The organism is Solihabitans fulvus (assembly GCF_008386585.1).
GTDB classification, from domain to species: Bacteria; Actinomycetota; Actinomycetes; order Mycobacteriales; family Pseudonocardiaceae; genus Solihabitans; species Solihabitans fulvus.
Genome location: NZ_VUOB01000001.1, coordinates 32,612 through 51,786 on the forward strand (window position 1 = coordinate 32,612; position 19,175 = coordinate 51,786).

Annotated in this window: 15 protein-coding genes; 6 read left to right on the forward strand and 9 right to left on the reverse strand. The window is 64.7% G+C overall.

Annotated elements, in window-relative coordinates; genetic code table 11:
• Nucleotides 1-241 precede the first annotated feature (241 nt).
• The 3 genes from F0L68_RS00190 (at nt 242) to F0L68_RS00200 (ending at nt 2,733) form a co-directional block, all read left to right on the forward strand.
• A complete protein-coding gene (locus F0L68_RS00190; RefSeq protein ID WP_149847302.1) occupies nt 242-556 on the forward strand; it encodes a hypothetical protein in 315 nt (104 codons plus the stop codon).
• Between the two features lie 4 nt (nt 557-560).
• On the forward strand, nt 561-2,198 hold the full coding sequence (locus F0L68_RS00195; protein ID WP_149847303.1) for an alpha/beta hydrolase: 1,638 nt from the start codon (nt 561-563) through the stop codon (nt 2,196-2,198).
• 112 nt (nt 2,199-2,310) lie between these two features.
• Nucleotides 2,311-2,733, forward strand: coding sequence for a hypothetical protein (locus F0L68_RS00200; protein ID WP_149847304.1), 423 nt, complete (start codon nt 2,311-2,313; stop codon nt 2,731-2,733).
• A gap of 248 nt (nt 2,734-2,981) precedes the next feature.
• Here F0L68_RS00200 and F0L68_RS00205 read toward each other — a convergent pair whose 3' ends face one another.
• On the reverse strand, nt 2,982-3,296 hold the full coding sequence (locus tag F0L68_RS00205) for a hypothetical protein (protein WP_149847305.1): 315 nt from the start codon (nt 3,294-3,296) through the stop codon (nt 2,982-2,984).
• A 470-nt stretch (nt 3,297-3,766) separates the two neighbouring features.
• Between F0L68_RS00205 and F0L68_RS00210 the strand changes: the two genes are divergently transcribed.
• The 3 genes from F0L68_RS00210 to F0L68_RS00220 are packed head-to-tail and all read left to right on the forward strand — an operon-like array spanning nt 3,767 to nt 9,956.
• Entirely contained in the window at nt 3,767-5,284 is a 1,518-nt protein-coding gene (locus F0L68_RS00210) for a type I restriction-modification system subunit M (protein WP_149847306.1), read from the forward strand.
• Nucleotides 5,281-6,468: a restriction endonuclease subunit S gene (locus F0L68_RS00215; protein ID WP_149847307.1), complete on the forward strand. Its 1,188-nt coding sequence runs from the start codon at nt 5,281-5,283 to the stop codon at nt 6,466-6,468. Before F0L68_RS00210 ends, F0L68_RS00215 begins: the two co-directional genes overlap by 4 nt.
• A 56-nt stretch (nt 6,469-6,524) precedes the next feature.
• On the forward strand, nt 6,525-9,956 hold the full coding sequence (locus tag F0L68_RS00220; RefSeq protein WP_149847308.1) for a DEAD/DEAH box helicase family protein: 3,432 nt from the start codon (nt 6,525-6,527) through the stop codon (nt 9,954-9,956).
• A gap of 175 nt (nt 9,957-10,131) precedes the next feature.
• Here the strand turns inward: F0L68_RS00220 and F0L68_RS00225 are convergent, their stop codons facing one another.
• The 8 genes from F0L68_RS00225 to F0L68_RS00265 all read right to left on the reverse strand — a co-directional run bounded on the left by F0L68_RS00225 (nt 10,132) and on the right by F0L68_RS00265 (nt 18,983).
• The gene (locus F0L68_RS00225; RefSeq protein ID WP_149847309.1) at nt 10,132-11,490 is read right to left on the reverse strand and encodes a relaxase/mobilization nuclease domain-containing protein; all 1,359 of its coding nucleotides are present in this window, start codon (nt 11,488-11,490) and stop codon (nt 10,132-10,134) included.
• Nucleotides 11,491-11,696: 206 nt separating this feature from the next.
• Nucleotides 11,697-12,110 (reverse strand): MobC domain-containing protein, encoded by a 414-nt coding sequence (locus F0L68_RS00230; protein ID WP_149847310.1) that lies wholly within the window; start codon nt 12,108-12,110, stop codon nt 11,697-11,699.
• A 474-nt stretch (nt 12,111-12,584) separates the two neighbouring features.
• Nucleotides 12,585-13,736 carry an AAA family ATPase gene (locus F0L68_RS00235; protein ID WP_149847311.1) on the reverse strand — a complete coding sequence of 384 codons (1,152 nt, stop codon included), beginning with the start codon at nt 13,734-13,736 and terminating at the stop codon, nt 12,585-12,587.
• Entirely contained in the window at nt 13,736-14,206 is a 471-nt protein-coding gene (locus F0L68_RS00240; RefSeq protein ID WP_149847312.1) for a hypothetical protein, read from the reverse strand. Before F0L68_RS00240 ends, F0L68_RS00235 begins: the two co-directional genes overlap by 1 nt.
• 366 nt (nt 14,207-14,572) lie before the next feature.
• The gene (locus tag F0L68_RS44830; protein ID WP_223198367.1) at nt 14,573-14,782 is read right to left on the reverse strand and encodes a helix-turn-helix domain-containing protein; all 210 of its coding nucleotides are present in this window, start codon (nt 14,780-14,782) and stop codon (nt 14,573-14,575) included.
• Between the two features lie 45 nt (nt 14,783-14,827).
• On the reverse strand, nt 14,828-15,550 hold the full coding sequence (locus F0L68_RS00250; RefSeq protein WP_149847313.1) for a hypothetical protein: 723 nt from the start codon (nt 15,548-15,550) through the stop codon (nt 14,828-14,830).
• Between the two features lie 69 nt (nt 15,551-15,619).
• Complete coding sequence (locus F0L68_RS00255) at nt 15,620-17,116, reverse strand: recombinase family protein (protein WP_149847314.1); 1,497 nt, start codon at nt 17,114-17,116, stop codon at nt 15,620-15,622.
• Nucleotides 17,117-17,405: 289 nt separating this feature from the next.
• Nucleotides 17,406-18,983, reverse strand: coding sequence for a restriction endonuclease (locus tag F0L68_RS00265; RefSeq protein ID WP_188316310.1), 1,578 nt, complete (start codon nt 18,981-18,983; stop codon nt 17,406-17,408).
• Nucleotides 18,984-19,175: the final 192 nt, after the last annotated feature.

Genomic DNA, 19,175 nt, shown 5'->3' on the forward strand with positions numbered 1-19,175 from the left:
CTGATACGACACACTGAGTAACCGACCGGATCGCCTGAGACACCTCCGTGTGCGATGGTGAGTGGCGTGGATCGCCCGATTGGCGAGCGGCACGCGCCGGTGAGGGACGCACGGGCCGCACAGTGCGATCGAGGCGACAACACGCGGCGACCTCGACGGCCGCTGCGGTCAGACCGGCGGGACTACGCAGGGCCAGTCGGTGCTTCGCGTCAGCCGACGCAGGGATTCGACGGAGAGGGGAATGGCTGTGGCGCCTCCGGACGGAGCATTAGCAGTCACGGCGGATTCGCTGGGCAAGGCCGGCCAGGACGTCATGAACACCGCCGACGAGATGAACCGCAACGTTCGCGCGCACAGCGGCGCCCAGGAGGGTGACGGCGGGGCGAACCGATCCTTCGCCACGGCGCAGGCCCACGCGGACTGCGAGACCGGGTGGCAGGACGCCCTGACGGTGTTCGGCACCAAGATCGCCACCGCCGGGGACAACATCGTGCTCAGCGCGGCGACATACCAGGGCGTCGAGAACGCCAACCAGCACCTCCTACAGCCCCGGTGACGCGATGATCTCGGTTCCCGATCTCCGCGACGCCGAACCCAGCATCTTCACCCGCGACGCCCAACGCTGGAAGGACCTGGCCAGTCAGGTCGCCGACCGGGACAAGCACCTTGCGAGCCTGGCGGACTGGCAGGGCGCGGCCAGCGACGCGGCCAAGGCCAACCTCGGCGAGCAGCGCAAGAAGCTTGCCGATGCCGCCGAACAGTTGGGCAAGATCCCTCCGGTGCTGACGGCGGTGGGCGACCGGCTGGACCGAGCCCAGCAGAAGCTGCGCGAGGCGACGAACACCGCACGGGACAACGGACTGGACATCCAGTCCGACGGCACGGTCAAGCCCGCCGAGTTCGTGCCCGCGCCACCGGGCAGGGACCCGTCGCCGCCGCCGATGCCGGGGCAGCCCGCGCCGTCGAGTCCGCCCAGCGCGCAGCAGGTGGCGGCACAGTTGACCACCACCGTGCAGGACCTCCTGCGGGAAGCGACCTCCGCCGACGAGGAGGCCGCCGCGGCACTGCGTCGGCTCACCGCACAGGCCACTGGATTCGCCGTCGCCCCAGGAGATCCGACTGTCACCTCGGCCAGCGCCGCGATCCCCGCGCGAGGCACCGCGCCTGCCGAGGTGAAGAAGTGGTGGGACTCGCTGAACCCACAGCAACAGGAATCGCTGCTGTTCGCGCACCCCGACCAGATCGGCGCGTTGGACGGCATCCCAGCGGTGTTCCGCGACCGCGCCAATCGCGACGTGCTCGGCGAGCAACGATCTCGCCTGGACGAGGAACGCATCCGGCTGGAGAGCAAGCCCAACCGCAGCGACGACGAGAACCGTCGCCTCGACGACCTCAAGGGCAAAATCGGCGGCCTGGACGCAGTGGCCGACCGGCTCAAGACTGCTCCCAGCAGTGACCACCCTCAGCCCTATCTGCTGGGAATCAGCACCGACGGCAACGGACGCGCCATCGTCGCGATGGGCAACCCCGACACCGCCGCCAACGTCGCCACCTACGTGCCAGGAACCAAGGCAAGCTTGGCATCCTGCAGGGGAGACCTCCAGCGGTCCGACACGACGAGCCGTGCCGCAGAGAAGGCCGGCTCGCCGTCGACTTCGGTGATCGCCTGGATCGGCTACGACGCGCCCCAGTCGATCGTGCCCGAGGCGGCTGAGGACAAGTACGCCGACGGCGCCGAGAAGGACCTGAGTCGGTTCCAGGACGGCCTGCGCATCACCCACGAGGGACAACCGTCGCACAACACGGTGGTTGGCCACAGCTACGGCACCACGGTGGTCGGCCACACCGCCCGCGACATGACCCTCAACGCCGACGACGTGGTGTTCGTGGCCAGCCCCGGCGTCGGCGTCTCAGACGTCCGCGACCTCCACCTCACCGGCGAGACCCCAGACCAAGTCGCCCAGCACGTGCACGCCACCGTCGCCCAGTACGACCCGATCAACGTCTCCGCCGGCATTCACGGCCCCTCGCCGACCAACCCTTCGTTCGGCGGCACCACCTTCGACAGCAACCCCGGCGAGCCGGGGCCGTGGTACAAGCTGGGCTGGAACCCCGGCGTGCACAGCCAGTACTGGGACGACGGCAACAAGGCACTGAAGAACATGGGAGATGTCATTGCCGGAAAACCCACCTCGTAGGGAAGTGATGGCGTCGGGCACGCGAGCGGGCCGGAGGTGGCCGATCCTGTTCGCAACGCTGGTGGTGCTGGTCAGCATCGCCTTGACGGGCTGCGGGAGCACGGGAGGATCTGTGAAGAACACCATCACCGAGCAGCAGGCGACCACTCGCGTTGAGGACTACGCGAAGCAGGTCGTCGCGGCGCTGCCCGCACAAGCACGTCCCGAGAAGTTCTCGGCCAACACCAACCAGTGCGACGACCCCACCGACAACGGTCCAAAAGGGAGAGTCATCGCGTCCTTCGAGTACGAAATCCACGATCTCCCCAGGGAGCAGTACAACAACTACTTCGACGCGCTGCGGAAGTGGTGGACCGACCACGACTTCCGGGTGCTCACCGACGACCGCCCCAAGGATATGTACATCTGGGTGGAGAACAACCAGGACGGGTTCCGGATGGCCTTGCAAGCCAACGACCTGGGCAAGCTCTATCTGACCGCGACCTCCCCCTGCGTATGGCCGAAGGGAACACCCGCGCCAGGAGCAACCGGGTAACGCGGCAGACTCCGCAGTCAGCAGATCCCCGTCGAGCGCCTCAATCAAGCGGGGGAACGAGCCTTCTCGATATCCTCTCCTGTAGGCAGTACGACGACCGTCTCGCCGGTGCGGCATCTGCCCCTCACTCGCACCCGGCGCCAATGAAGATCGGCAGCACGATCACGTCAATGAGGCTGTGGTTAGAACGCTCGCCTGCGTGGCGTCGGTACCGCCGGAGGCTTGTACGCCGCCGGCCGCTGGCCAAGTCAGCCGTTCTCCAATGCGGCAGGCCGTCGAGCCGTGTCTGCGGGTGAAGCCGACACCGGCACAGCCTCGTGTCGGTCGGCAGTGCGGGCGCGGTCGGTGTCGATGCCGGGCTTGGTGGGCATGAGCGGATGGCCGTCCAGTTCGGTGCGGGCCGCATCGAGTTGCTGGACGGCTGCGGCGAGCAGCCGGTACCGGTGCCGCTCAGCGAGAACCAGCAACGCCTTGATGATCGCCAAGACCACAACCAGCACGCCGGCGAACACCTGCGAGGCGGGCGACTTGCAGGCGGCGGCGGTGCGGGCGGCGGTGACCAACAGCGGCATCGCCGTGCCCCACCGAATCCAAGGACGCGCTCGGCAGAGCGGCCAGAGGGTTCGAGGCGGCCACCGTGCGACTGGCCACCCAGCTCGACGGCCGACGACCGCCTGCTGGACATGATGATGTCGACCAGCCTGAACGCGAGGCCGTGCATGCGCTCGCTCGCGGCGACACGGACGCCGCCCGGGACCACCACGTCAGTGCCGACACCCACCTTCACCAGATTGCCCACACTGGACAGCGTCAACCCCGCGAACGCAGTGAACGGCGCCCACGCGACGGGGACCGCTGAGCACCAGTCCATTGCGCCGAAGGTGGGCCGCCTGCGAGGTAGCAGTTGGAGCGATGCGTTCGTCGGACTTGGTCCTACGGTTCTGTACTTGCAGGTGCTTGGGCTGCATGCGTACTCGACGGCGACTGTCGGGTAGTCGCCGTCGAGAGCGAGGTGATCCGATAGCCTCAACATGTGATCACAGGTGAGCTGAAGAGCAAGATTGACCGGGTCTGGGACGCCTTCTGGTCCGGAGGTATCTCCAACCCGCTGGAGGTCATCGAGCAGATCACTTACTTGATGTTCATCCGCCGGCTGGACGACATCCAGACAGCCAAGGAACGCAGGGCGCTCCGGACGGACAAAGCGGTCGAAAATCCGATCTACGCCGAGGACAGTCAAGTCCTGCGCTGGTCCCGTTTCACCAACGAGGCTCCCGACAACATGCTCACCGTCGTCCGCGACGAAGTGTTCCCTTGGCTGCGCACGCTCGGCGGCGAGGATTCCACGTACTCGCATCACATGAAGGACGCCCGCTTCACTATCTCCACACCCAATCTGCTCGCCAAGGTCGTCGACATGCTCAACGAGATCCCACTTGGTGAACGGGACACCAAAGGCGACCTGTACGAGTACATGCTTAGCAAGATTGCGACCGCTGGACAGAACGGGCAGTTCCGGACCCCACGCCACATCATCCAGTTGATCGTCGAGATGATGGCACCGGGTCCCAAGGATGAGATCTGCGACCCGGCATGCGGTACCGCGGGCTTCCTCGTTGCCTCCGCTGAGTACGTCAATCGGACGCATCGCGAGGCCCTGCTGGAGCCTGCGCAGCGCAGGCACTTCAACGAAAGCATGTTCCACGGCTTCGACTTTGACAACACCATGCTGCGAATCGGCAGCATGAACATGCTGCTTCACGAGGTAGAGAATCCCGATATTCGCTACCGCGACTCCCTCGCGCAGAGCACCGCAAGCGAAGCGGAGAGGTACTCGCTAATCCTTGCCAACCCTCCCTTTGCTGGCAGCCTGGACTACGAGGCCACCGCGAAGGACCTGCAAGCGGTCGTAAAGACCAAGAAGACCGAACTCTTGTTCCTCGCCCTGTTCCTGCGGCTCCTGAAGCCCGGCGGGCGAGCGGCTGTCATCGTGCCGGACGGCGTGCTGTTCGGCTCCAGCAAGGCCCATAGGGACTTGCGCCGCATCCTGGTCGAGGATCACAAGCTCGACGCTGTAGTTAAGCTACCCAGTGGGGTCTTCAAGCCATACGCCGGCGTGTCTACCGCCATCCTTTTCTTCACCAAGACCAACAGCGGCGGCACGGAGAACGTCTGGTTCTATGAAGTCACTGCGGATGGCTGGAGTTTGGACGACAAACGTATCCCGCTGCTTACCGAAGGTAAGCTCGGCCCAATTACCAGCGAAGGGCTGGACGACGCCGATCATGCTAAGAACAACTTGCCCGACGCATTGACCCGCTGGAGTCAGCGCAACGGCACCGAACAGGATCGTGCTCGAACCAAACAGAGCTTCTGCGTCCCAAAGGCCGACATCGCCGCACCCGCCTACGATCTCAGTCTCAATCGATACAAGGAGATCACCCACGAAGAGGTCAAGCATCGAAGTCCAGTCGCGATCCTAGACGAGCTCGAACGCATCGAGACCGAGATCCAGCAGGGAATGAGCGAGCTTAAGGGGCTACTGGGGTGAGTCGTACAACTACGCCAACTCAACATTTTCCGATTCAGCCTTTGAGCTCAGTTGTTGAATTTCTAGATCACTTGCGTCGCCCCGTAAAGGCAGGCGACCGCCCAAGCGGGAGCTACCCATACTTCGGAGCAAATGGACAACAAGGGACCATCGATGAATATCTCTTCGATGAGCCGCTAGTCCTGCTCGCCGAAGATGGAGGACACTTCGAAAGCCCAGAGCGTGGAATCGCCTACAGGATCTCCGGAAAAACATGGGTCAACAATCATGCCCACGTACTTCGTCCGCGCGAAAATATGGACTCCGGATTCCTTTGTCGAATTCTTGAAAATCGCGACGTTACTAGATTCATTACAGGAACTACTCGTGCAAAATTGACCAAGATGGGCGCTTCGCAGATTCCCATTCCGGTTCCCCCGGTTGATGTGCAGCACCAGATTGCGCATCTACTAGATAGCGTCGATGCACTGCGCACGAAACGTCGAGAGGCAATCTCCTTCCTCGACGAGCTAACCAAGTCCATCTTCTTCGAAATGTTCGGCAATGTAGTCAGGAACGATCGAGGATGGAATGAATCGCAGACCCTTGGAGAAGTCGCCCACGTAACATCGGGAATAACCAAGGGTCGAAAGATGTCAGCAGAGCCGACGCGTGCCGTTCCATTCATGGCCGTCCTCAACGTACAAGAACGACACCTCAATCTATCCGTCGTCAAAGACATTGAAGCCACTGAGGCTGAGATTGAGAGATACCAGCTTCTGAAAGATGACCTATTGCTCACCGAAGGCGGTGATCCCGACAAGCTTGGGCGCGGCACCCTCTGGCGAAATGAACTTCCGGAGTGCATTCATCAGAACCACATATTCCGCGTTCGCCTTGAAAGAAACTCAGCGATTGAGCCAGTCTTCCTGAACTGGCTCGTAGCATCGGAAAGAGGGAGAAGGTTTTTTCTTCGTTCGGCAAAACAGACGACAGGCATCGCCTCCATTAACTCTACCCAGCTCAAACAATTCCCCCTCCTAATCCCACCTGCCGAACTTCAGCGTAGCTTCGCTCAGCGAATTGATAAGTTGGAGCAACATAAGGCATCGAATGCTACGCACCTCTCAGAGTTGGACGCCTTGTTCGCGTCTATTCGACACCGCGCGTTCCGCGGCGAGTTGTGGGACGAACCTGTCATCTAACGCTTCGTCCGGTCTGGCGCTGACCCGCACCCGCCGCATTTAGGAAGGGCATCACCGTGAGCAACTTTGGGTTCCTCAAGGCCGAGTGGCCTGACCTGCACGTTGAGGCGGTGCATGCCGAGCGGCTGGCTGTAGCCGATCCGCGGGCGTCGTGCTTCTACGCCCGCCGGACCTTGGAGCTCGCCGTCACTTGGCTCTACCAGGCCGATGGCTCACTTCATCGTCCCTACAGGGACGACTTGGCGGCCATGATCGCGGAGCCGACTCTGGTCACAGTGGCCGGTCCGGGAATCCGAACGAAGATGGACGTCATCCGACGCCAAGGCAACACGGCGGTCCACCGACACAGCCCGGTGGCAGCGAACGACGCGATCCGCGTCGTCACCGAGCTGTTCCACGTCATGTACTGGGTCGCGCGCACCTACTCCCGCAATCCGGCTGATCTGCCAGCTCAGGGGCTCGCGTTCAACCTAGCCGTCATTCCCCGGCCATTGTCCGCCGACGTGCGAAGGGCCAGGCTGGCCGAGCTCCAGGATCAGGCAGAACGATATGCCGCGCAAGACGCCGAACTCGCAGCCGAGCGGCAGAAGAACGAGAACCTTGACGCCGAACTCGCCGCGCTGCGAGCTGAGATCAAGGCAGCCAAGACAGCTAACGAAGCTCGGCCCGACACCCACGACTACAACGAAGCCGAGACCCGCACTCTGATCATCGACCTTCTACTGAAGGAGGCCGGGTGGGCGCTCGACCAGCCGAACGACCGTGAGTACCCGGTCATCGGGATGCCTACCTCCGCGTCGCCATCCGGTAAAGGCAAGGTCGACTATGTCCTGTGGGATGACAACGGCAAGCCGCTCGCCCTCGTTGAGGCGAAGCGCACGACCCGCGACCCTCAGCAAGGACAACACCAAGCCGAGCTCTACGCCGACTGCCTTAAGGATAAGTTCCAGCAGCGCCCAGTCATCTTCTGCACCAACGGCTATCGCACCTACCTGTGGGATGACGTCAACTACCCGCCGCGCGAGGTCCAAGGCTTCTACACCAAGGATGAGCTACGACTGCTGATCCAGCGCCGGGCGAGCCGGCTCACTCTGGCCAAGCTCCCCATCAACGAGCAGATTGCGGGACGGCACTACCAGTCGCACGCGATACGGCGTATCGCCGAAGCGTTCGAGAACGACGCTCAACGTCATGCCTTGCTCGTCATGGCGACCGGTTCGGGCAAGACCCGCACTGTGATCGCGTTGACCGACCTGATGATGCGGGCGAACTGGGCGAAGCGAGTCCTCTTCCTCGCCGACCGGAAAGCGCTGGTGACTCAGGCCACGAACGCGTTCAAGCAGCACTTGCCGAGCGTTCCCACTGTCAACCTGTTGACAGAAAAGGACCTCAGCGCCCGCGTGTTCGTCTCCACCTATCCGACGTTGATGAACATGATCAACGAGGTGGACGGTAGCGGACTGCGGCGCTTCGGTCCTGGCTACTTCGACATGATCGTCGTCGATGAGGCGCACCGGTCCATCTACCAGAAGTATGGCGCGATCTTCGACTACTTCGACGCTCTGCTCGTCGGCCTGACCGCGACCCCCAAGGACGAGATCGACCGCAACACCTATCGCCGCTTTCAACTGGAGGACGGCGTCCCCACTGACGTCTACAGCCTGGATGAGGCCGTCGCCGAGGGCTATCTTGTCGCGCCCCGCGCCGTGGACGTCCCGCTCAAGTTCCAGCGCGGCGGCATCAAGTACTCCGACCTGTCCGACGAAGACAAGGAGCGCTGGGACGAACTGGAGTGGGACGAGGACGGCAACGTCCCCGACGAGGTCACCTCCGAGGAGCTTAACAAGTATCTGTTCAATGCCGACACCGTCGACAAAGCTCTGCAGACCTTGATGACCAACGGCCTCAAGGTCGCGGGCGGCGACAGGCTCGGCAAGACCATCATCTTCGCCGCGAACAACAAGCACGCCGAATTCATCGCCGAGCGCTTCGACGTGAACTACCCCGAGTACAAGGGCCAGTTCGCCCAGGTCATCACCTACCGCAAGGACTACGCGCAGAGTCTGATCGAACAGTTCTCCGACCCCACCAGGGCTCCGCACATCGCCATCTCAGTAGACATGCTCGACACCGGTATCGACGTACCAGAGGTCGTCAACCTGGTCTTCTTCAAACTGGTGCGCTCCAAGACCAAGTTCTGGCAGATGATCGGCCGAGGCACGCGCCTCGCACCGGACCTGTTCGGCCCGAACCGTGACAAGACAGGCTTCCTTGTCTTCGATCTGTGCCAAAACGTCGAGTTCTTCAACCAGAATCTCATGCCAGCCGAAGGCCGGCTCGCACCCCCCTTGGGCCAGCGCTTGTTCGAACGTCGCGCCGATCTCCTCCTTGCGCTCGACCACCAGCATCCAGACTCGGTGCCGGCGGCTGAGAATGGCGACGACGGCACGACCAGCGAAACCGGTCTTCGCTGGGACCTAGCCGAACGCCTGCATCAAGAAGTCGCAAGCATGAACCCTGACAATTTCTTGGTGCGGCCTCACCGCGAGCAGATCGATACCTTCACCGACTTCGACAGTTGGCTCAGGCTCACTCCCGAAGCTCACGCGGAGGTCGTAGACCACCTTGCGGGCCTTCCTACTGCCTTCCGCGAGAACGACACAAGCGAAGAGGCGAAGCGGTTCGACCTACTTGCGCTGCGCCTCCAACTCGCCCTGATCAACGCCGAGCCTGGATACTCACGGCTTCAAGCTCGTGTCCAGGAAATCGCGTCCGCACTCCTCGACCAGCTCACCATCCCTGCCGTCCGCGCTCAGCAGGAACTCCTCGACGAACTCGCTGGCGACGAGTGGTGGCAGGACGTGACCCTGCCGATGCTGGAGACCATGCGTCGACGCATCCGCAGCCTGGTCAAGCTGATCGAGAAGACCAAGCGTGGCGCCGTCTACACCGACTTCGAGGACGAGCTGGGCGAATTGACCGCCGCATCGCTGCGCGGCATGGAGACCGGCGCTGATCTCACCCGTTTCGAGCAGAAGCTACGTATCTACCTCCGTACGCACGAGAACCAGCTCGCCGTCCAGAAGATCCGCCGCAACCGCCAGATCACCGTTACCGACCTCGAAGAGTTGGAACGGATTTTCATCGAAACCGGGATCGGCACCGAGGCGGAGATCAGCCAGGCCAAGACCAACTCCGGCGGCCTCGGCCTGTTCGTTCGATCGCTCGTTGGACTCGACAGGGAGGCCGCCGTGGCGGCGTTCTCGAAGTTTCAGGAGGGCAAGACCTTCACGTCTGCTCAGCTCCGCTTCGTCAATGAGGTGGTCGACTACCTCACCTACAACGGCGCACTTAACATCGATATCCTCTATCGAGCCCCTTTTAACTCCATCGCTCCCGGTGGACCAGAGGACATCTTCCTTGAGATAGACATCCAAGCAATGATCACGACAATTCATTCCGTGACCGCCACCGCAGTACCAGCTTAGTAAGCTTGTCGTCACCGCAAGATTCTTCGTCGGAGAACGGCACTCAACTGGTCTCGCACGGCCCAGTCGGCCATGAGAGGCCAACGTGCGAGTGCTCGCCCCGTTGGTTCGGCCGTATCGGACTGATGATCGGAGTCCTCGGGCTCAGCTTGGGTATCGCGATCGTCGGCCACGGCTATCGTGATCGGCCGCGAGGCGTTGATGCTGGCGATCCGTACACGGCCGGCCGCTGATCAAGTCGGTTCGCCACCGGTGCGGTAGGTCGTTGCGCAGTGTCCGTCTGGGCTGTCGGCGCCTGCCGGGCCTCGCGCCAGTCGGCGGTGCGGGTGTTGTCGAGGTCGAGCTGGCTGGACACGACAGGGTGGCCGGCCAGCGCGGCGCGAGCCGTGTCGAGCTGCTGGCGGGCCGAGCCTCGCAGTCCGTGCTGTCGTCGGATGCGGTGGCGGTCGGCGACGGCAAGCAGGATGTCGATGACCTTCAGGACCAGCAGCAGCACAGCGGCCAACACCACTGGGGTGGGTGACTTGCAGGTGGCGGCCACGCGGGCGGCGCCGACCAGCAACGGCAGCGCAATGCCGGGCTGAAGGGGACGACGCCGGCGCTGGTGGCGTTCGAGCTGGGCGGCGCGGGCCAGATGGTCGGCGACCCGGTGAAGGTTATGGGGTTCGGGGTCGAACCGGGCCAGGACCACAACGAGCTCAGCAGTGTCGCCGACAATATAGCTCCAGCGGTCAGGGTCGTCGCCGATTTCCTCGCCGATCGCGGTCTCGGCTCGGGCCAGGACGCGTTCGACTTCTCGCCACGAGTTGTGCAGCGACGGCTCCCCTACGGGGTTGGCGGCTTCCTTGTTCCACAGGCGCAGCACGAAATCATGCGAACTCGGCGACGGTTCGTCCCAGCGTGCACGCAGCCGGGGCAGGCTCAGGTCACGCCGCAGCGTGGAACCGCCGAACCACAAAAGTTCTCCGTGTCCGTCCTCTGGTGCCAGGGCCACCGTGTAACCGGCGAGCCTGCCACCGGAGACATGCGGCTTGTACAGCACTCCGCCACGGTCCAGGCGAGCTAGGAAGCCCGCCTCGCCGTTGGCAGCGCTTGCCGCCTCGGCCACCAACTGGGTCAGCCGTTGACGATCGGTGCCCGCTGTCGTCGCACGCTCCAGCTCGGCACGGGATGTCGACTTGCGGCCCGCGCCCAGCGGAGAGGTGCGGGTCAAGCCGAGACGTTCCTCCACGGCCAGGCACCACGCGCGCCACCGAGGGAAGTCGCGGTAGAGGTCGGCGATGGTCCCGTCGCCGCGCACCAGGTTGACCAGCAGATGCACGTGGTCGTTGCCCTCGATGGACTGGCCGTGGTGCACCGCGACCCATCGGCAGCCGCCGGCGCCATCGGCATCAGGGCCGAAGCCCATGTGTTCGACGGCCTGCTCGACCAGTTCCCGCCAGGTGCCGTCGCCGAGCGTGCCGTCAGACTTCGGCACGGACAGGACGACGTGGTAGACGTGACCGCCGGGCACGACAACGTCGTGTCCGGTCATCGCGGCGTCGATGTCGCGCGCCAGCCGAGGCAACCAGCCCCGGGTTCCGATCAGCTCGGTGAACGCCCCACCGGCCAGCCACTCCGGATCCCACGCCGCGACCAGGTGGGGCTTCGTGTGTTCGTTGGCCTTGCCGGGGCCGAACAGGTAGCGCAGCAGCCCGCCGGTGTCGCTGCCACGCTTCCCGTCCTTCGGCGCCTTGGCGATCACCGGTCTCCCGGTTCGCGGGAGGGGTCCGCCGGGTTGATCGCGCCGAGCACCTCGCGGTGCAGCGTCAGCGTCGCCTCGAAGTAGCGGAGCGCGCCCGCGAGTTCGTCGGGAAGCTCGCCGGTGGCGTTGGTCGCGGCGGCCATCTGGTTCAGGTTGACCCCGATGCGGATCAGCCTGGTCTCCACGACGTCCAGCCGCTCGACCCACCACCGTTGCTCGCGCAGGCTCCACCCATCGGTGGACTCCCGCAGCGTCGACTCGATCAGGAACCTCGGGATCGACAACTGGGCAACCGCAGCGCCGATCACCAGTCGGGCATAGGTCTCGTCGGTGGTGCGGATGTTGATGCGCTGAGGCGATCCTCCTCGGACTCGGCGCTGCCGGCGCGGCTTCCTCTTGCGTTCAACCATGACGTACTTCCCCCATCGCGCTCGTCGGCGCGGTTCGCCTCCCCGCGAACCGCGTGCCGCACTCGTCCCCCGCGACGAATGTCGTCGCGGGGGAAGAGCAGGATGTCGCCCTGCGGCCGGAGACTGCAGGGCGGGCAGGACGCCCAATGGGTGCCCTGATTGCTAACTTGCTTCCCGGAACCAGGTCCCACGGTCAGCGGACGTTCTGGCCGTCGAACGTCGTGAACGCCGCCGCCGGCGAGCGACCTCGGCACCGCCGCAGGCGGTCTGGACGTCCGTGAACTGGCACCCTGCGGGCAAGTGGTACGCCCAGCTTTCCCGGCTCGCGATGGTCCGCAGCGAACCGGGAAAGCCACCTTCGCAGCCCTACACCAGGTACCCGCCGACGGCGGCAAGTCCCTCGCCGGGGCGGGAGCCGCGGCCGTCTTCACAGCCCCGACGCCCGCGCCGAACTCACCATTCAGCTCATTCAGATCANNCTTGATCTGAATGAGCTGAATGAGCGTCGCCGGGCTCCGACACTGGCTCGTCGGTTGACTCCAGCGACCAGCAAGATCCCTGCCCGTACCCGCTGCGCTGCGATGTCACCCCTGCCTTGCGACGGGCCCGCTTCAGTGTCGCCTCAGCGAACCCGTCGGCTCTGCCGGCCTTGACGACGTCGGCGAACTTCGCCGAACCTCCCTCGTCCATCAGGTAGCCTCGTAGCCACTGCGCGGCCTCGGAAAGCTCACCGCTCGACTCGCCCTCGCCCGCCCGTGCCTCGCGCAGGATGTCCTCCACCGAGCGGTCGGCTTCACCAAGCAACACGAACCGACCCGTGCGAGCGATCCCCATCCGTGTAGGTACCTCTGCCTCCTCGATCCGGTAGGACAGCGACGGCAAATTGCTGCGCCCCAGGCTGTTCTTCACCTCGGTCACCACGCCCCTGCCATCGCCCGCCGCGTCGTCGGAGGCGAACCCGAACACCGAACGCGGCACGTTCTTGAACGCCCCCGACCCGGTGATCAACGACGCGGCGTCCAGATGGGCGCCCTTGCCGAAGTGCGCGATGCCCAGCACGACCGCGCCCGTGCGGTCCGCGATCCCGGCCAACGGGTCGAGCACCTGCCGCACCTGACGTTCCCGATGGGTGTCGAGCTTCTCGGAGATCACCGACATCAGCGGGTCGATCACGACCAGGCCCACCCGGTCCTCCACGATCGTCCGCTCCAACAAGGCGTTGTCCACCGGCAGCGACAACTGGGCGACCCGATCCAGCTCGGTCACCACGTCGAAACGTGCCACCTTCGCGAGGTCGGCTCCGGCCGCGATAAGCCGGGGGACCAGGGTGTGCTTCCAGGAGTCCTCCACCGCGACGTACAACACGGTGCGAGGCTCTCCTTTCCAGATCCCCGGCAGTAGGCCGCAGGTGGTCTGCGCGGCCATCCAGATGGCGAACGAGGACTTCCCGGTCCCCTCCCTGCCGGCGGCGACCGTGATCGACCCGGCCGGGATGCGGCCCTGCCCCTGGGGTTTCCAGGCCCACGGCACCGGCTCCGGCTCGATCTCCGAGGCCCACGTCAACCGTGCCCTGCGGCGAGCTTCGGCAGGCGCGTCCGGTGTCGTGCGATCGTCGTTGACACCCATCAGGCCGCACCTCCGGCGAACACGGCCAGACGGTCTCGCATGGTCTGGCACGCCGCGAACTCCTCGGCCACCGCCTCGTCAAGGCGGTCCTCCGCCGAGGTCTGAGCAACCAGCCGCAGCCGGTCGCCGGTCTGGATCAGCCGACGCCGCCAGGCCGCCCACAGCACCTGTCCGGCGTAGAACCACGCCGACGCCGGCACCACGCTGGAGGTGTAGACATCCGCCAGACATTTGCTGAGCACCTTCAACTGGTGCTCGCCGTTCACCGCCGCCGAGGACCGCGCAACGGCGAAGACCGCCGCCGGATCCGGCGCCACGCCCTGATCGACGCACGCGCGGGCCAACCCGAGCACCACCCGCAGCCGGGGGTCGGCGATGTCCTCTTCGGACACCAGCTTCAGTAGCGCCGCGGCTCCGTCCGGGGCCTGGTGCAACAGCGCGCCGACGAACGCGACTTCAACCTCGGTCACAACCATGATCCCCGACTCGCCGATGTGGTTCTCACCGTGCGATGTGGACAAGCAAGTGGCGCGGGTACGGTTGAAGCTGGCTGTTCCGGTCATCTGGGCGGCGGCTCCTTGCCGGGGGCCGCCGCTCCTTTGTGTCTGGGTCACGCTGCATCGCTCCTTGCCGTCGGAGTCCTGCGTCGCGCTTCCGGAACGGAATCGGTATCGCCGTTGAGAATCGCCGCGATCCGCGCTCGTTGTCGCGCGCTGAAGGGTGGTGCGTTGCGAACGATCTGTTCGACGTACTCCTCAAGTCCCGGACAGATCGGAGCCTGCCCGGCGGCGCGTGATGTCGTCCGGCACCTTGTATTGCGCCGAGCGTGAGTGTCCTTACGCCTCATCGCGCAACACCCCCGCACTGCGGTGAGCGTCAGCGAACGCGCGGAGATCCTCAACGGAGATCCGCACGGCGCGGCCAATACGGATGCAGGGAAGCTCCCCCGACCTGATGGCGCGGCGAACTGTCACCTCGGAAACGCTGAGGCACTCCGCCGCCTCCAGGGCAGCAAGGAGTTGAGGCTGATCAATGTTGTCTGCCACGGTGTGGCCCTTCCAGAACAGGAAGGCCAGCGACAGGCTATGCGACTAGAGCGCTCCCCCGGGCGCACACGGCCTGACGCGGCCCTCACTGTTATGAGCAGCAAGGGGCGCACCACGACCGGGAGCACGAGCCACGCGCGGCTCGGCAAGCACAGCACTACCTGGTGGTCGAGTCACGCGGACTGGTGGCGTGTTTGCCCCAGGACTCGCTGTTGGCTTCGGGACTAGCCAATCCGCGCGGAGGAGCCTGAACAGCTCCAGCAGGAGCGCAACTGGCAATTTCCGCTTGGCAGCCAACGCCAGCAGAGTCAAGAACCTGATCAGCCTCAGCGCGATGTCCAACCTGCGGGCAAGCGCTGCGCGCTCCTCCACGTTGGTCCAGCGCATCGGCGGATACACGATGTCCTCGCCCACCCTGGCCGAGAAGGCCGATTTGTCGGTCAGCAGCATCAGGTCTTCGTGCACGACATACGGAACATCACCAGTGCGGTCAAGCAACTGGCGACGCTTCGGATGGTTGCCCGCCCAACGAGATCTCGCCGCGTCGTCCTGCTCGACAAATGTCTCGAAGCCGAGAATCAGCCCGCGCGACAGCTCGGCCTCGATCGTCTGGTGTTGCTCGGTCGGCAGAGCGGTCCTCAGATCGTGGAGCGCATGGACCTTCAGCCGAATCTCGCGAGCGGAGAAGCACTCCGGATCGGCGGCCGACGCCAGGACTCGACGTCGCGCGCTGTCGACGTCAATCTCCGTGCTCCCCCGAGCAACCATGTGATCAGACTAGACCGCTCGGGCCCACGAGTCGAGCGTTTGGGTTAGTCGCCGGGCTCGGGCAGCGATTCATTCCACCGCAACAGGTCCATCGACGGCTTCGTTCTGCTCGCCGTCACGCTCGAACCGAACCTTGACGGACTCGGGTTTGAAGCCTGGGCCTCCGCGAGCGGGCATGATCGTCACCGTCACGGCCATCGCCTCAAGCAACGCGCGTTTCTGAGTGACGGCGAGCTTCTGCCAGCGCTCCTTCGCCTGTGGGCCAACCATGTCAGCGACAACATCCGCAGGCATCCCTTGCACCACATGCATTGCCTGACGTTCGGCCTTCAACAGATCCGGACGGAGCTTCGCGCTGATCCGACGCAGTTGCTCCCGGTCGATGTCACCAGTCGCGAAGTCGTCAGCCGCCGCGTCCAATCTGGACCGGATTCCCTCGGCTCGGTCCCGCGCCGCGCGCGCCTCCCTGTCGTCCCGCGTCAGCAGGTCGCGGGCATCAGGCTCCTGAAGCCGCCGAACCACCACCCGCTCAACAAGATCGTCCACCCATGCCTGCCGTCGTCCGACGCAGGAGGATGGCCCGTCACAGACGTAGACCGTCGTCTTGCCCATCTCTTTATGGCGCGGGTTGAGCCACTTCTGGGTCACCCGCAGGTGCGCGCCGCAGCCTTCCTTGCCGCAGCGGCCGATACCGAAGGTCAGCAGGTGGGTTCGGGCGCCACTGCGGGCCTTGACCCGAGACGGATCTGTCACCAGTGCGACCACCTGATCATGCAGATCTCGATCAACGATCGGTGGCCAGGCCGCTGGACCGAAGTCCTCTCCCCCGCGTGCACGGCGTCCGATGTTGGCCAAGCGGATGGCTAGCTTGCGAACCGAGCTCGGCCTCCACGGCTTGTCGCCGCCGTGCGCCGTGGGAACACTCCGGGCGTTGAAGTCTGCGGTGATCGCCTTCAGCGACTCGCGGGCGAGAAGGCGATCCACGATCTCCCGCACGATCGCGGCCTGCTCCGGGTTGATCTCGTCGTACCAGTCGACAACGTCCCCGCGCTGGTTGCGGACCTTGACCCGCTGCCAGCCGTACAACACCGCGCCGTTCGCCTTGCCCTCTTCGGCACGCTGGCGGGCCGCCGCCTCGACTCGCTCCGCCTTGACTTCCGACTCCATCGTGTCGAACTCGCCCAGCAGCCCGGCCAGCGCACGACCGTGCGCCGAGGTCATGTCGATGTCCGAGCCCTTCACCAGCGCCACCGAGACGCCGGCCTTGGCCAGCTTCTCGATCGCGTCGACCCGTTCGCGGCGGTTGCGCCACAGCCTCGACATCTGGAAGGCCACGATCCGGGTGATCTTGCCGGACATCGCCGCGTCGATCAGCTTGTCGTACTCCGGGCGGGGACCACCCTTCAGTGCGGACAGGTCGTTGTCCACGAACACCAGGTCCTCGCTGACTGTCCAGCCGCGCCGCTCGCACAACGCCAGACCATCGGCGACCTGGCGCTGGACACCCTTCTCCAGCCCTAACGGGTCCTCGCTGATCCTGGCGTAGATCCCCACCGTCTCGGCCATGTCGGCCAGGGTAGCGCGTGTTCACCGATAATGTGATTTACTCTTCCCCGGCGGCCCCGGCCTCACCGGCTGGCCGCTGTCGGACTTCCCCACCATCATCGGGTCCGTCCGCAGGCTGCTACACGAGCTGCCGCTCGACACCGTCGTACACCCAGGCCACGGCCCGGACACCACGATCGGTCGGGAACGGCCCGCATTGCCGGACTGGGAACGCCGAGGCTGGTGAGCACCGCGTCGGTGGCCGGACCGCCTGGTCGGTCCGGCCACACCGCGACGGTCTCCTCGCCGGTCACGACCCGTCCGGCATCACGATCTTGGCCTCCAGGTCCGCGTGCTTGGCCAACAGGTAGAGCAGGTTCGATCCGTCGATCAACTCCATCGGCTTGTTCGCGGCGAACTCGTAACTGGTCGGCCCGAAACCCGAGGTCGTGACCAGGATCCCCTTCGAAGCGCCCTCGTTCTGTAGCGTGCCGAACAGGTCGCGGACGGAGGACACGTCGACCGTGTTGCGGTACCTCTTGGCCTGGATCACCACCTTGCCGCCGAAGATGGGCCGTGGATCGAAGGCGACGCAGTCAACGCCGCCATCCCGCGACGGTCTGGTCTGCTTCGTGTCCAGGCCCATCTTCGCGAAGAGATTCTGGATAAGGCTCTCGAACTCCGTCGGCGACAACTCCATCAGGTTCGGGCGAGCGTCCAGACCTGAGAGCACATCGGTCTCCTCGATGAACCGCTTGTCGACCATGTCGAACTCGAGCACGGGCCGAACCGGCGCCAGCTCGCCAGGCTTCTTGGAAACCGAGGCGTTCAGCCGCTCCAGGCAGGCGAGGGGTTCGACACGAGCCAGGTCGAGGTCGTCGAACACACCACGCGTCGTGCGCACCGTAACCAGGCACGGGCTGATCTGTTTGCCGGTGCCCGGATCGGTCGTGGTCACTATCGCGTTGAACACCACGGTGTCGACCACGCCGCCACGATCGGCCTCGAATATCTCGTGCAGAGTCCGCAAGGTCACCTGCGCGACGACCGAACCGTACAGACCACGGATGTCTTTGAGTGGCCTGGCGACCGACGTGATCTCGTCCTTGGACTTGACGTAGCGGTACTCGCGTTCAGCCGGCACGCAATCGAGCGCCGGCAGTTCGTACTCGACGACGAGCTGCCTCGACTCGGGCACATAGGCCACTCGATACCGTTGCGGGAACGCGGCCGGATAGTCGGAGTTCGCGAGCACCAAGGTGAAGTACTCGACGATCGCGTGCGGCTCACCGGCACTGAACGCACTGGCGAAGGCGTCCACATCCGCGTTGTGCTCATCCACCTCACGGATCCGCTGCTCGGACTCCAGCTGATACTGGCGTTCGGCCGCCGCAAGCTTGCTCTGCCGCTCGCCCTCGGCCATGCGATGGTGCTCCTGCGCCGCCTCGAAGCGTTGCCGAGCGGCCGCTGCGTGCTGCTGCCACTGTTGGTCGGCGTCCTCGAACTGCTGTCTGGCCGCAGCCACGGCCCGCTCGTGACCGGCCTTGCCGCCAAACAGTTTGGCAAGTCCGGCCGGGGGCACTGGCGCGAACTGTTCGAAGACCGGTCGCACGGACAAAGGTTCCATCACCGGTGGCTGCTGTGGCACGGCCAATCCGCCGGGACGGAATCCGGGGTGCGCGACCTTGCGCTTCAGGGATTCGAAGTCGATGTGGTCATCGACCTCGAGTGTCGCGGCGAGCAGTCGTTCCAACTCGGCGACGGTTGATTCTAGGTCGGCGTTCAACTGTGCTGTTCGTGCGAGCTGCGCGTCAAGGTGGGCTTGCTTCCGGCGCTTTTCCGCGTCGGCTTGCGCTCGGACATCCGCCTTTGCCTTCTGCTCGGCCAAACGGTGCGCTGCCGCGACAGTTCGCTCAGCCTCACGGCGAGCCTGCTCCTGGGCGCGAATGTGTGCGGACTGCGCCCGTTGACGCTCTCGCTGGGCCCGCGCCGCCTCTCGCTGTATCTGGACGAAAATGCCAGTTCGACGTGCCATGTCCACTCCCGTGCCAGATGATGCGGCCATAGTCACATCGGTCCT